The organism is Lentzea sp. NBRC 102530 (genome assembly GCF_030269365.1).
Taxonomy (GTDB): Bacteria; Actinomycetota; Actinomycetes; order Mycobacteriales; family Pseudonocardiaceae; genus Lentzea.
In genome coordinates this window covers 394,591-407,361 of record NZ_BSTF01000003.1, presented here as the reverse complement: position 1 = coordinate 407,361, position 12,771 = coordinate 394,591, and the positions used below count along the sequence as shown (strand labels likewise).

Below are 12,771 nucleotides of genomic sequence, written 5' to 3'. Positions count from 1 at the left end.
TTGTCGGGTGTTCGGCGACATACGACCCGTGGTCGACGCCAACAACGCAGCAGAGCTTGCCATCGAAGAACCCGTCCCGTCGTCAGGTGGACCTGGTCAGGCCGTTCTCGACCTGGTCGACAAGGCCATCGGTCTTCAGACGTCGCTGGTGCGCAAGAACATCGCCCGCGCCCGGCAGCGCAACCCCTCGGCCACGCCCGAAGAGGTCGTCGGCGTTCTCGAGAAGATGTACGTCAGTGCCCTCACGAGCACCGGGGCCGCGGTCGGGGGTGCCGCTGCCGCACCTGGTGTCGGTACCGGGATCTCATTGGCTTTGTCGGCGGGTGAGGCGTTGTCGTCGTTGGAACTGAGCACCCTGTTCGTGCTCTCGGTCGCCGAGGTCCACGGGGTTCCGCTCGACGAGATCGAACGTCGACGGACTCTCGTGCTGGGGATCCTGCTGGGGGAGTCCGGGTCCAAGAGCGTCGGGAAGATCGCTGAGCGCACTGGTCAGCATTGGGCTCGGCAGCTCGTGAGCGCGCTGCCGTTGTCGACGCTGAAGCAGATCAACAAGGTGCTGGGCAAGAACTTCGTCACCAAGTACGGGACCAAGCAGGGGATCATCGTGCTCGGGCGGGCGGTTCCGTTCGGCATTGGCGCGTTGATCGGCGGTGCCGCCAATGCGACCGTCGCCACGCTGGCGGTTCGGGCTGCTCGGCGGGCGTTCGGGCCGGCGCCTGAGGCTTGGCCTGAGCAGATTGGCCCGGCTGACGTGTGAGGACTCCGGTCAGTCACCTTTTGCTGGTGGCTGCGTTGGGGTGCGAACTTCGGCTTCGTGCGCGAAAGGCGAAAGCCGGTGCAGCCCCTGTTCGCGGGCGGCACCGGCTCTCTTTTTGTTGCTACAGAACGATGTTGACCAAGCGGCCGGGGACGACGATCACCTTGCGGGGCTCGCCGCCCGCCACCAGCTCCGCGATCTTCTCCTCGGCCAGGGCCGCGGCCTTGATCTCGTCCTGGCCCGCGGAGGCCGAGACGACGACCCGCGAGCGGACCTTGCCGTTGACCTGGATCGGGTACTCGACCGTGTCCTCGACCAGGTACTGCTCGTCCGCCGCCGGGAACGGGCCGTGGGCCAGCGAGCCCTCGTGGCCCAGCTTCGCCCACAGTTCCTCGGCCACGTGCGGGGCCTGCGGAGCCAGCATCAGGACCAGGGCTTCCGCCAGCGGGCGCGGGGTGCCTGCCGGGTAGTGCTTGGTGACGTAGTTGTTCAGCTCGATCAGCTTTGCGCCTGCCGTGTTGTAGCGCAGGTTGGCGTAGTCGTCGTGGACGCCGGCGATCGTCTTGTGCAGCAGGCGCAGGGCCTCGACGGACGCTTCCTCGTCGGTGACGCGCAGGGAGCCGTCGGTCTCGTCGACCAGGTTGCGCCACAGGCGCTGCATGAAGCGTTGCGCGCCTACCACGTCCTTGGTCGCCCACGGGCGAGAGACGTCCATGGGGCCCATGGACATTTCGTAGAACCTGAAGGTGTCTGCGCCGTAGCGCGCGCACATTTCGTCAGGAGTGACGACGTTCTTCAGGCTCTTGCCCATTTTGCCGTATTCGCGGCGGACTTCCTCGCCGTTGTACGTGAACTTGCCGTCCTGCTCGACGACCTCGTCGGCCGGGACGTAGACGCCGCGCGGGTCCACGTAGGCGTAGGCCTGGATGTAGCCCTGGTTGAACAGGCGGCGGTACGGCTCGTCGCCGGACAGGTGACCCAGGTCGAACAGGACCTTCTGCCAGAAGCGCGAGTACAGCAGGTGCAGGACGGCGTGCTCGACGCCGCCGATGTACAGGTCGACGCCGCCGGGGTCGTTGACGCCGTGCTGTTCGGTGCGCGGGCCCAGCCAGTACTTCTCGTTCTCCGGGTTGACGAACCGCTCGGTCTCGACCGGGTCGACGTAGCGCAGCTGGTACCAGCAGGAACCCGCCCAGTTGGGCATGGTGTTGGTGTCGCGGCGGTAGGTCTTCAGGCCGTCGCCCAGGTCCAGCTCGACGGTCGTCCACTCGGTGGCGCGCGACAGCGGCGGCGACGGCTCGGTGTCCGCGTCCTCCGGGTCGAAGGTGCGCGGCGAGTAGTCGTCGACGTCCGGCAGCTCGATCGGCAGCATCGACTCCGGCAGGGCGATGGCGGTGCCCGCCTCGTCGTAGACGACCGGGAACGGCTCGCCCCAGTAGCGCTGGCGGCTGAACAGCCAGTCGCGCAGCTTGAACTGGACGGTGCCGCGGCCGTGGCCGTTCTCCTCCAGCCAGCCGATCATGGTCTTCTTGGCGTCGTCGATCGCCATGCCGTCCAGGAAGCCCGAGTTGATCGCCGGGCCGTCACCGGTGAAGGCGTCGCCCTCGAAACCCTCCGACGGCTGGACCGTGCGGATGATCGGCAGGTCGAACTTCTTCGCGAAGTCCCAGTCGCGCTGGTCCTGACCGGGCACGGCCATGATCGCGCCGGTGCCGTAGCCCATCAGGACGTAGTCGGCGATGTAGACGGGGATTTCCTTGCCGTTCACCGGGTTCGTGGCGTACGCCCCGATGAAGACGCCGGTCTTCTCCTTGTTCTCCTGCCGGTCCAGTTCGGACTTCAGGGACGCTGCGCGCCGGTACGCGGCGATGTCTGCCACGCGATCGGGCGTCGCAATCTGGTCCACCAGCTCGTGTTCCGGTGCCAGGACCATGTAGGTCGCGCCGAACAGCGTGTCCGGACGGGTCGTGAAGACCTCAATGTTCTCGCTTCCCACCGCAAATCGGACTCGGGCACCGTGCGAGCGCCCGATCCAGTTGCGCTGCATGGCTTTGACCTTGTCCGGCCAGTCCAGCCGGTCCAGGTCGTCGATCAGCCGGTCCGAGTACGCGGTGATGCGCATCATCCACTGGCGCAGGTTTTTCCTGAACACCGGGAAGTTGCCACGCTCACTGCGACCGTCCGCGGTGACCTCTTCGTTCGCCAAGACAGTACCCAGTCCGGGACACCAGTTGACGGGCGCCTCCGACATGTAGGCCAGGCGGAAATCGCCCAAGATCCTTTGCTGGTCGGCAAAAGACAGCTCAGACCACGTGTGGCCGCCCGGAACGTCCCGCTCTCCAGACTCGAACTGCGAGATCAACTCGGCGATCGGACGAGCGCGCTTCAGGTCCGCGTCGTACCAGGAGTTGAAGATCTGCAGGAAGATCCACTGAGTCCACTTGTAGTACTCGGGGTCGATCGTCGAGATGCGACGGCGCTCGTCGTGACCCAGACCCAGCCTGCGGATCTGCCGCAGGTAGGTGTTGATGTTGTCCTCGGTGGTCTTGCGCGGGTGCTGACCCGTCTGCACCGCGTACTGCTCCGCGGGCAGGCCGAACGCGTCGAAACCCATGGTGTGCAGCACGTTGCGGCCGTTCATGCGGTGGTACCGCGCGAAGACGTCCGTGCCGATGAAGCCCAGCGGGTGCCCGACGTGCAGGCCCGCGCCGCTGGGGTACGGGAACATGTCCTGCACGAACAGCTTGTCCGCGGGCACGTCGCCCTTGAGCGCACCGACGGGGTTGGGAGCGTGGTAGGTGCCGTGGTCCTCCCAGTACCGCTGCCACCGCTCCTCGATCTGGTTCGCCAGCTCGGCGGTGTAGCGGTAGGCGGGAATCTCCGCCGCGTCCGTACTCATTTCAGCGTCCCTCTCACGTCTGTTCCTGCCCCTGACATGACGAAACCCCCCAGCCCAGAAGGGCATGGAGGGTGGCCGCGCCGACCGTCTTCCGATCAGGTCGCCGCGGCTAGATAAGGAGCAGGCGGGCCGTGCTCATGTCGTCAACGGTATCAGCGCAGCGCAAGCGCGTTGCACCGGGCGGTGGCGTGGGGCACATCGGGCCGGGGCTCGTTCCCTGCGACCCCCGGCCGCGCCTTACCCTCATGAGGTGAACATCGTGCTGTCGGTCGTCCTGGGTCTGCTCGGCGTCGCTCTCGGCGCGGTCGGTCTGCTGGGTCTGCAGGGCAAGCTGCGCCGCAACCGCTACGTCGGCGTGCGCACCGCTGCCGCCGTGCGTGACGAGGAGACGTTCGCTCTGGCCAACCGGGTCGCCGGCGTGCCGAACGTCGCGGCGGGTGTCGTCGCGGTCGTGTCCGGCGCCATGGCGTTCGTGATGGAGGACCTGGCCGTGACGGCCGGGGTCATCGGGCTGGTCGGCGCGCTGGTGATCGCGTTCGCCGGTGGCGTGATGGGCAGCAAGGCCGCGGCGCTCGTGCCCGAGCCGGTCAAGCCGAAGGGCTGCGGCGGGTGCGCCTGCGGTGGTGGCGGGTGCTCGCCGCTCGCCGGTCTCTAGCCACCTTCAAGATCAGGCCGGATCACTCGATGGTCCGGCCTTTTTCGTGCCCACGTTTCACGTGAATCAGTTGTCGCGGACGTCCTTCGGGTAGGTCGCGAGCAACGCCAGCGGCATGCCCTGGCGGCGCAGCACCCTGCCCCAGAGGTCGACGTTAGCGCCGACCAGCACGTCGTCGGCCAGGCCGGTGACGACCATCCAGTCGCCGCGGTCGATCTCGCCCTGCAACTGGCCCTCGCCCCAGCCCGAGTAGCCGGCGAACACCCGCAGGCCGCGCACCAACGGCATCAGCTCGTCCGGTTCGGCGTCCAGGTCCACCAGCGCCACGGGGCCCTGCACGCTGACCAGACCTTCCACAGCGGACGGATCGGTGCCGGGCTTCAACGCGGCGAGGCACAGCGCGGTCTTCTGCTCCACCGGACCACCGATGTGGATGGCCTGCGGCTTGGTGACGTGCGGGCCCCACGGCGGGAGTACGTCGTGGACAGCCACCTCGGACGGTCGGTTCAGCACGACGCCGAGGGTCCCCTCGGGGCGTTGGTCGATGATGTAGACGACGGTGCGAGTGAAGTTCGGGTCGTTCAGGCTCGGAGCGGCCACCAAGAGGGAGCCTGGCTCGACTTCGACTTCGTCATCGGGACGCACGTCACCATGAAATCACCCGTGATCGCCGGAACAACTCAGGGCCGCGCCCCGTTAGACTGAGGTGTCGGATGTCTTTGTGTCCCCCGGGCTCAACAGACAACCGCCTTCGCGGAATACCGTTCGGCTGGAGCCGCGTAGTGCAACGCGCCGTGAGGCGACCTGGCATCCGGCACCAGGGGAGCCGGACCGTGAGGTCCGGCTTTCGTGGTTTTCACCACCTCGCGCATAGAGTGCAATGGTGACAACGCTTGCGGTGGAGAAGCACCACTGGGGATCACGCCGGTTCCTCGGCATCCCCGCCTACCGCAGACTCCTCGCCACCAGGCTCGCCTCGCAGTGGGGTGACGGGCTCTTCCAGGCGGGCCTCGCCGGGGCCGTGCTCTTCAACCCCGAACGCCAGGCCGACCCGCTCGCCATCGCGACCGGGTTCGCCGTGCTGCTGCTGCCCTACTCGATCATCGGACCGTTCGCGGGCGCGTTGCTCGACCGGTGGGACCGCAAGAAGGTCATCGTCGTCGCGAACGTCACGCGGGCGGTGTTCGTGCTGCTCACGGCCGGCGCGGTCGGGGCAGGGCTGAGCGAGGGGCCGTTGTACGTGTCCGCGCTCATCGTCATGGGCATCGGGCGGTTCGTCGGCGCCGGGCTGAGCGCGTCGCTGCCGCACGTCGTGCCGGAGGACCACCTGGTCGAGGCGAACGCGCTGGCCACGACGGCCGGCGCGATCATGGCCGTGGTCGGTGCCTCGTGTGCGATCGGCTTCCGCACGATCCTCGGCGCCGGGGACGGCGGGTCCGGGTGGACCACCAGCATCGCCGTCATCGGGTTGCTGACCAGCGCGTTCATCGCCAGCCGGTTCAAGGCGGGCGTGCTCGGGCCGGACGAGGTCGACGAGCCGAACAACGCGTTCATGGCCGTCGCGCGCGGTCTGCTGGACGGTGCCAAGGCCACCTGGCGGACCCCCAGCGTCACGGCCGCGCTCGCCGCCGTGCTCGCCCACCGGGCCGCGTTCGGCATCAGTCTGATGATCACGCTGCTGCTGATGCGCTACAGCCTCGAGGACGTCGGCATCCTCAAGGCAGGCATCGGCGGGCTGGGCGAGGTCGCCGTCGCGGGCGGTGCCGGTGTGCTGCTCGCGGGCATCTTGACCGACCGGATCGTCGACAGGTTCGGGGTGACGCGCACGGTCTGCGGCGCGTTGCTGCTCAGCGTCGCCGCCCAGCTCGGCCTCGGGCTGCCGATGACGCTGCCGACCATCCTCGCGGCCAGCTTCTTCATCATCTTCGCCGGTCAGATCATCAAGCTGTGCGTGGACACCGCCGTGCAGCACGACATCCCCGACGAGGTGCGCGGCCGCGTGTTCGCGCTCTACGACACGCTGTTCAACGTCGCCCAGGTCACCGCGGTGACCGTCACGGCGATGGTCGTCCCCCTCAACGGCCGCGCGCCCGGCCTCATGGTCGCCGCCGCCGTGCTCTACCTCGTCGGCCTGGCCGGCTTCCTCACGATGTCAACGCGGAAACGGCAGGTGGAGCATGCCGGCCTCGTGCGCGAAAACGACAGCAGCCACTCGATCGGGTAGATCCAGCCGACGCAGGATCTCCGCCACCTCGTCGAGCACCCGCTGCTGCCCGAGACCGAGCACGCGCGCGATCTCGTGGTCGGCGTGACCGCGCGCGATGCACCGCAGCACCGCGCGCTGGTCGTCCGTCAGCACCGCCAGGTCGTACACCGCCGGACCTGCGAAAAGTCCCTGAGAAGACATCTGCACCACCCCCATGCGCCCCCTGGCGCACTTCACATGGTGCCGGTCCCCGCTGACACTTCGCTAACGCGGGGATTGCATTCACTCACTATGAGTAACCAGGACCTGTACTAGGCCGGGGGAGTGATCCCCTGTTCGCGCGCCCAGTCGAGCAGCGCCGCCTCCGCCTCGTCGCGGTCCAGCGGACCGCGGTCCAGCCGCAGCTCCTTGAGGAACTTCCAGGCGGCGCCGACCTGGCGGCCCGGCGGCAGGCCGAGCAGCTTCATGATCTCGTTGCCGTCGAGGTCCGGACGCACGCGCGCCAGGTCCTCCTCCGCCGCGATGCGCGCGATGCGTTCCTCGAGGGAGTCGTAAGTCCGGCTGAGCAGGTTCGCCTTGCGCTTGTTGCGGGTCGTGCAGTCCGCGCGGACGAGCTTGTGCAACCGCGTCAGCAGGTCACCGGCGTCGGTCACGTACCGGCGCACGGCCGAGTCGGTCCACTCGCCGTTGCCGTACCCGTGGAACCGCAGGTGCAGGTAGACGAGCTTGGCGACGTCCTCGGTGATCTCCTTCGAGTACCGCAACGCCCGCAAGCGCTTGCGGACCATCTTCGCGCCCACGACCTCGTGGTGGTGGAACGAGACTCCGCCGCCGGGCTCGAACTTCCGCGTCGCCGGTTTGCCGATGTCGTGCAGCAACGCGGCGATCCTCAGCACCAGATCGGGTGATTGATCAACTTCTTCAAGATCAATTGCCTGTTCCAGCACAACCAGCGAGTGGTCGAAGACGTCCTTGTGCTGATGATGTTCGTCGATTTCCAGCTTCATGGCCGTCAGCTCCGGCAGGACGATGTCCGCCAGGCCCGTCTCGACCATGAGCTCGATGCCGCGGCGGGGGTGCGCCCCGCACAGGAGCTTCGACAGCTCCACCTGCACGCGCTCCGGCGTGATGCGGGTGAGTTCGGCTGCCATCGACCGCATCGCCTCGACCACCCGCGGCGCCGCCGTGAAGCCGAGCTGGGAGACGAACCGCGCGGCCCGCAGCATCCGCAGCGGGTCGTCGCCGAACGACTCCTGCGGGGTCGCGGGGGTGTCCAGCACGCCCTCGTGCGCCGCCTGCAGGCCACCGGTCGGGTCGACGAACTCGGAGGCCGCGATGTCGAACGCCATCGCGTTGACGGTGAAGTCGCGCCGGACCAGGTCACCGTCGATCGAGTCGCCGAACGTGACCTCGGGGTTGCGGGTGACGCCGTCGTAGACGTCCGCGCGGAAGGTCGTGATCTCGATGATCTCGCCCTTCTTGGACGCACCGACCGTCCCGAACGCGATGCCGGTGTCCCACTGCGCGTCGGCCCAGCCCTTCAGCAGCTGCTGGATCTCGGCCGGCCGGGCGTCCGTGGTGAAGTCGAAGTCGTTCGTAGGGCGCGCCAGCACGGCGTCGCGCACACTTCCACCCACGAGGTAGAGGCGCTTGCCCTCGGCAGCGAACCGAGCGGCGAGTTCGGCGACGACAGGTGTGATGGCGGGCTTTTCCACCACCGCATTCTGCTGGAGCGATCGAGACACGAGAAACCAGCGTACTCAAGGTTCGTAAGTACGATCGGGTCCATGCCCCCGTCAGCCGCACGTTCCGGAGGTTCCAAGCCGGGGCGCCGCAAGAGGCGCCGGGGCCGGAGGCTCAAGACCGTCGACGAGACGTCGGCGGGTGGCCTGGTGCTCGACGGAGAACAACGGGCCGCGGTGATCGGCAGACTTGACCGGCGCGGCCGGTTGCTGTGGTCTTTGCCCAAGGGTCACATCGAGGCCGGCGAGACCGCGGAACAGACCGCGGTGCGCGAGGTCGCCGAGGAGACCGGTATTCATAGCAGGGTGCTGCGCCCGTTGGGGTCGATCGACTACTGGTTCGTCGCGGACGACCGCCGGGTGCACAAGACGGTTCACCACTTCCTCCTCGAAGCAACGGGGGGAGAGCTTTCCGACGAAGACGTGGAGGTCACCGAGGTGGCGTGGGTGCCACTCGGCGAGCTGGACGGGCGGTTGGCGCATGCCGACGAACGCCGTCTGGTCCGCCGAGCAGCCGAACTGCTCGCCGACCGCTGCCGCAACGGGGCGAGGCCGGCGTGAGCCTGAAGAAGCTCGTCTGCACAGCCGCCGCCGTCGCGTTCGTGGTGATCGCGGCGCCCCCCGCGGGCGCCCAGCAGTCACAACCGGACGAGGTCGACGCGCTGCCGTTCATGCCCGCGCCCGCCACCCAGGTGTGGGCGACCAGATCTCTCTCGGCCCAGCCGGGCCAGGCGCAGCCGCAGTTCGTGCGGCTCGACATCGACCAGCTCACCCCGCGGTTCGTCACGAGCGACTCGCCGGGCACCGTCCGGATCACCGGCAAGATCGTCAACGTCGGCGACCGCAAGGTGTTCGACATCGTGCTGCGGCTCGAACGCGGTGAGCCGCTCGGCACCGAGGACGACCTGCGCAAGGCGTTGCGCGAACCGGCGGCGGCCGAGGCCGTGCAGCCCAAGTTCACCCCGATCGCGAGCGAACTCGAAGCCGGCGCGCAGAAGGACTTCACGCTGGAGGTGCCGCTGCGCGGGACCGAGCCGACGTCGCTCGAGGTCGACCAGCCCGGCATCTACCCGATCCTCGCGAACGTCAACGGCAGGCCGGACTTCGGCGGCCAGGCGCGGCTCGCGGCGCTCTCGACGCTGCTGCCCGTGCTGGGCGTGCCCGGCGGCGAGACCAAGGCGAAGCCCGGTGCCGGCGCGAAGCTCACGATGCTGTGGCCGGTCTCGGACCGCCCGCGGCTCGTCCGGCTCGGCGGCGAGGGCCAGTCCGAGTTGATCGACGACGACCTCGCGACGTCGCTCTCGGTCAACGGCCGCCTGTACGGGCTGCTGCAGGCCTACGAGCAGTCGATCTCGTCGATGAGCACGGCCATGTGCCTCGCCATCGACCCCGACCTGCTGCGCACCGTGCAGGCCATGAGCACCGGGTACAGGGTGCGCGGCGGTGCCGAGGGCAAGGGCAGGACCGAGGCCAAGCTGTGGCTCGACCGGCTCAAGCTGGCCGTCACGGGCCGATGCGTCGTGGCGTTGCCTTACGCCGACGCCGACCTCGTGGCGTTGAACAGGGCGAAGCTCGGCACGATGCGCACGCTCGCGGTGACCGACGGTCCCAAGCTCATCCAGGACGTCCTGTCCGTGCAGCCGCTGCCCGACTTCGTGTGGCCGGAGGACGGCGTCCTCGACCAGTCGACGTTCGACGAGCTGGTCACCCCGCAGCCGGACAAGAAGTACGCCGGTGCGAAGGCGCTGCTGCTCGACCCGACCGGTGTCTCCGACGCTCCGGGCACCGCGCCCGCGGGCATCGCCGGCAAGACCCCGGTCACCGCCGTCCGGATCGACTCGATGGTCTCGGACGCCCTGGTGGGCAGCGACTCGCGGCCCCGCACGCTGTCCGGGGCGACGCTGGCGGGCGAGAGCCAGCCGGTGTCGGTGCAGAACGCGCTGGCGGCGCTGGTGTTCCGCGCCGGGTGGCAGGGCGACGGCCGCAACGTGCTGGTCGCGCCGCCGCGCCGGTGGCAGGCGCCGCTGTCGGAGATGACCGAGTTCCTGACGACCGCGCAGAAGCTGCTGGCCGGCGGGTACGCGACCCAGACCGGGCTGTCCGAGCTCACCAGCACGACCCCGGCGACCACGAACGCCAAGATCACCTACCCGGCCGAGGCCGGTGCGCGTGAGGTCTCGCCGGCCATCACCGGCTCCGTGACCAACCAGAGCATCGAGCTCAACGGCCTGGTCGCGGCCATGCAGCAGGAGGACAGCGCGCACGCGGCGCCGTCCGACCTCGCCGACCCGCTGTGGCTCGGCCTGCTGCGGGTGATGTCGGGGGCGTGGCGCGGCAACGAGCAGGGCGCCCAGCTCGCGGCCCAGGTCAGCCAGGGCGAGCTGAACGCGCTGACCGGCATGGTCGGCGTGACCCAGCCGAACAGCCCGATCCTGCTCGGCTCCGGCGACAGCCCGATCCCCGTCACCATCACGAACAAGCTCGACGTCCGCGTGACGGTCCGGATCAACCTCGCCGACACCCCCGGCATCCGCAAGCTCGACCTCGCCGACCAGGTGCTCCCCGCCCGCGGCGAACGCGTGGTGCGGGTGCCCGTCGAGGTGCTGCGGTCCGGCCGGTTCCCGGTCAACGTCCGGCTGACGACGCCCGAGGGCGTTCCACTGGGCGACACTGTCAAGCTGGAGGTGTCGTCGTCCGCGTACGGCACGATCACGGTGATCATCACGATGATCGCCGGTGTCGCGCTCGTGCTGCTTTCCGGACGCCGGATCTACAAGCGGGTCCGTGCTCGCAACGGCGAGAACGGCGAAGCACCGTCCATCGAGAACGTCACACCGGAGAAGTCGAGCGCGTGAGCGAGACAGCCACGACCACCCAGCCAGAGCAGCAGAAGCAGGAACCATCGGTCGCGCGGGCCAGCGGATCGATGGCGATCGCGACGATCGTCAGCCGCGCCACCGGCCTGCTGTCGAAGGTGCTGCTGATCGCGGTGATCGGCGCCGAGACCCTCGGTGACTCGTACCAGGCGGCCTCCACGCTGCCGACCATGATCAACGAGCTGCTCCTCGGCGGCGTGCTGACCAGCGTGGCGATTCCGCTGCTGGTCCGCGCCGAGAAGGAGGACGGCGACGGCGGCGAGTCGTACGCCCAGTGGCTGATCTCGATGGGCACGCTGATCCTCGGCATCGGCACGGTGCTCGCGATGGCCTGCGCGCCGTTGCTCACCAAGATCTACATCTCGGACTCGAAGGACGCGAACCCCGAGCTCGTCACGGCGTTCGCGTACCTGGTCCTGCCTGGCATCGTGTTCTACGGCCTGACGGCGTTGCTCAGCGCCGTGTTGAACGCACGGCACGTGTTCGGCATCCCGACTTGGGCGCCGGTGCTCAACAACGTCGTCGTGATCGGTGTTCTCGGCGTCTACGCGCTGCTGCCGGGCGAGCTCACGCTCAACCCGGTCCGCATGACCGACACGCACCTGCTGGTCCTCGGTCTCGGCACCGCGCTCGGCGTGCTCGTGCAGGCGTCCGTGCTGTTCCCGGCGCTGAAGAAGACCGGCTTCAAGTTCAAGTGGCGGTTCGGCTGGGACTCGCGGCTGTCGGAGTTCGGCAGCCTCGCGTTCTGGGTGCTGCTCTACGTGGCCCTCGGCCTCGCCAGCATGACCGTGCTGACCAAGGTGGCGACGAGCGCGATCGGCACGCTCGTGGCGTTCAACTACCAGTGGCTCATCGCCCAGGTGCCCTACGGCGTGCTGGGTGTCTCGCTGCTCACGGCGCTGATGCCGAAGATGAGCCGGGCCGCCGCGAACGGCGACAACGAGTCGATCGTGCGCGACCTGCTGTTCGGCAACCGCATGTCGGCGATCCTGCTGATGCCGTTCAGCGCCCTGATGACGGTGTCCGGCCTGTCCATCGGTCTCGCGGCGTTCGCCTGGGGCAACTCGGGCGTGGACGGCGGCACGAGGATCGGTCTCGCCCTGGCGCTGTCGGCGTTCGGACTCGTGCCTTACGCGATCACGCTGCTCCAGCTGCGGGTCTTCTACGCGATGAAGGACGCCCGCACGCCGACGCTGATCCAGGCGTTGATCGTGGCGGTGCGGATCGCGTTGCTCTACCTGTTCCTCGACATCTCCACGCCGGGCGACGCCTCGCAGCTCGCCGTCGGCGTGTCGCTCGCGATGTCGCTGAGCTTCGTCTTCGGCGCGATCGTCGGGCAGATCTGGCTGCGGGTCCGGCTCGGGCGGCTGCGCACCGGGTTCACGATCTGGACCGTCTGCCTCACCGTCGTGGCCTCCTCGCTCGCGTTCGGCGCGGCCAAGGGCGTGAACTGGCTGGTCCAGGACATGTTCGCGTTCTCGAGCCTCATCGTGTCGAGCTGGGTCGAGGTCGTCCTGGTGACGTTGATCGGGCTGCCGCTCGCGTTCGGCCTTTTGGCGGCGTTCCGGGTACCCGAGATGGCGCTGGCGATCGCGAAGATCAACCGTTTGGTGCGGCGACGGTGACCCCGGTCCGT

Annotated in this window: 10 protein-coding genes; 6 read left to right on the top strand and 4 right to left on the bottom strand. The window is 68.5% G+C overall.

Features of this window, described 5'->3' with window-relative positions; all coding sequences use genetic code 11:
- Window positions 1–28: 28 nt before the first annotated feature.
- On the top strand, window positions 29–757 hold the full coding sequence (locus QSK25_RS09585; RefSeq protein ID WP_285636604.1) for a hypothetical protein: 729 nt from the start codon (window positions 29–31) through the stop codon (window positions 755–757).
- Window positions 758–878: 121 nt separating this feature from the next.
- Here QSK25_RS09585 and leuS read toward each other — a convergent pair whose 3' ends face one another.
- Window positions 879–3,656, bottom strand: a complete 2,778-nt coding sequence (gene leuS, locus QSK25_RS09580; RefSeq protein ID WP_285636601.1) for a leucine--tRNA ligase — start codon at window positions 3,654–3,656, stop codon at window positions 879–881.
- Window positions 3,657–3,906: 250 nt separating this feature from the next.
- Here leuS and QSK25_RS09575 point away from each other — a divergent pair, with 250 nt between their 5' ends.
- Entirely contained in the window at window positions 3,907–4,311 is a 405-nt protein-coding gene (locus tag QSK25_RS09575; protein WP_285636598.1) for an SdpI family protein, read from the top strand.
- Window positions 4,312–4,377: 66 nt separating this feature from the next.
- Here QSK25_RS09575 and QSK25_RS09570 read toward each other — a convergent pair whose 3' ends face one another.
- Window positions 4,378–4,956, bottom strand: a complete 579-nt coding sequence (locus tag QSK25_RS09570; RefSeq protein WP_285636593.1) for a YqgE/AlgH family protein — start codon at window positions 4,954–4,956, stop codon at window positions 4,378–4,380.
- Between the two features lie 238 nt (window positions 4,957–5,194).
- Between QSK25_RS09570 and QSK25_RS09565 the strand changes: the two genes are divergently transcribed.
- The gene (locus QSK25_RS09565) at window positions 5,195–6,535 is read left to right on the top strand and encodes an MFS transporter (RefSeq protein ID WP_285636590.1); all 1,341 of its coding nucleotides are present in this window, start codon (window positions 5,195–5,197) and stop codon (window positions 6,533–6,535) included.
- On the opposite strand, the gene QSK25_RS09560 is transcribed toward QSK25_RS09565, so the two are convergent.
- Entirely contained in the window at window positions 6,464–6,718 is a 255-nt protein-coding gene (locus QSK25_RS09560) for a LuxR C-terminal-related transcriptional regulator (RefSeq protein ID WP_285636588.1), read from the bottom strand. The genes QSK25_RS09565 and QSK25_RS09560 overlap by 72 nt on opposite strands.
- A 110-nt stretch (window positions 6,719–6,828) precedes the next feature.
- A complete protein-coding gene (locus QSK25_RS09555; RefSeq protein ID WP_285636586.1) occupies window positions 6,829–8,262 on the bottom strand; it encodes a CCA tRNA nucleotidyltransferase in 1,434 nt (477 codons plus the stop codon).
- A gap of 42 nt (window positions 8,263–8,304) precedes the next feature.
- Here QSK25_RS09555 and QSK25_RS09550 point away from each other — a divergent pair, with 42 nt between their 5' ends.
- The 3 genes from QSK25_RS09550 to murJ are packed head-to-tail and all read left to right on the top strand — an operon-like array spanning window position 8,305 to window position 12,760.
- Window positions 8,305–8,820 (top strand): NUDIX hydrolase, encoded by a 516-nt coding sequence (locus QSK25_RS09550; RefSeq protein ID WP_285636583.1) that lies wholly within the window; start codon window positions 8,305–8,307, stop codon window positions 8,818–8,820.
- The gene (locus QSK25_RS09545; protein WP_285636580.1) at window positions 8,817–11,114 is read left to right on the top strand and encodes a DUF6049 family protein; all 2,298 of its coding nucleotides are present in this window, start codon (window positions 8,817–8,819) and stop codon (window positions 11,112–11,114) included. The genes QSK25_RS09550 and QSK25_RS09545 overlap by 4 nt, the downstream gene beginning before the upstream one ends.
- Window positions 11,111–12,760: a murein biosynthesis integral membrane protein MurJ gene (murJ, locus tag QSK25_RS09540; protein WP_285636577.1), complete on the top strand. Its 1,650-nt coding sequence runs from the start codon at window positions 11,111–11,113 to the stop codon at window positions 12,758–12,760. The genes QSK25_RS09545 and murJ overlap by 4 nt, the downstream gene beginning before the upstream one ends.
- Window positions 12,761–12,771: the final 11 nt, after the last annotated feature.

Bases quoted from the DNA above. Each gene is read 5' to 3' on its own strand.
- QSK25_RS09560 (WP_285636588.1), bottom strand. From the start codon at position 6,718: ATGTCTTCTCAGGGACTTTTCGCAGGTCCGGCGGTGTACGACCTGGCG.
- QSK25_RS09550 (WP_285636583.1), top strand. From the start codon at position 8,305: ATGCCCCCGTCAGCCGCACGTTCCGGAGGTTCCAAGCCGGGGCGCCGC.
- leuS (WP_285636601.1), bottom strand. From the start codon at position 3,656: ATGAGTACGGACGCGGCGGAGATTCCCGCCTACCGCTACACCGCCGAG.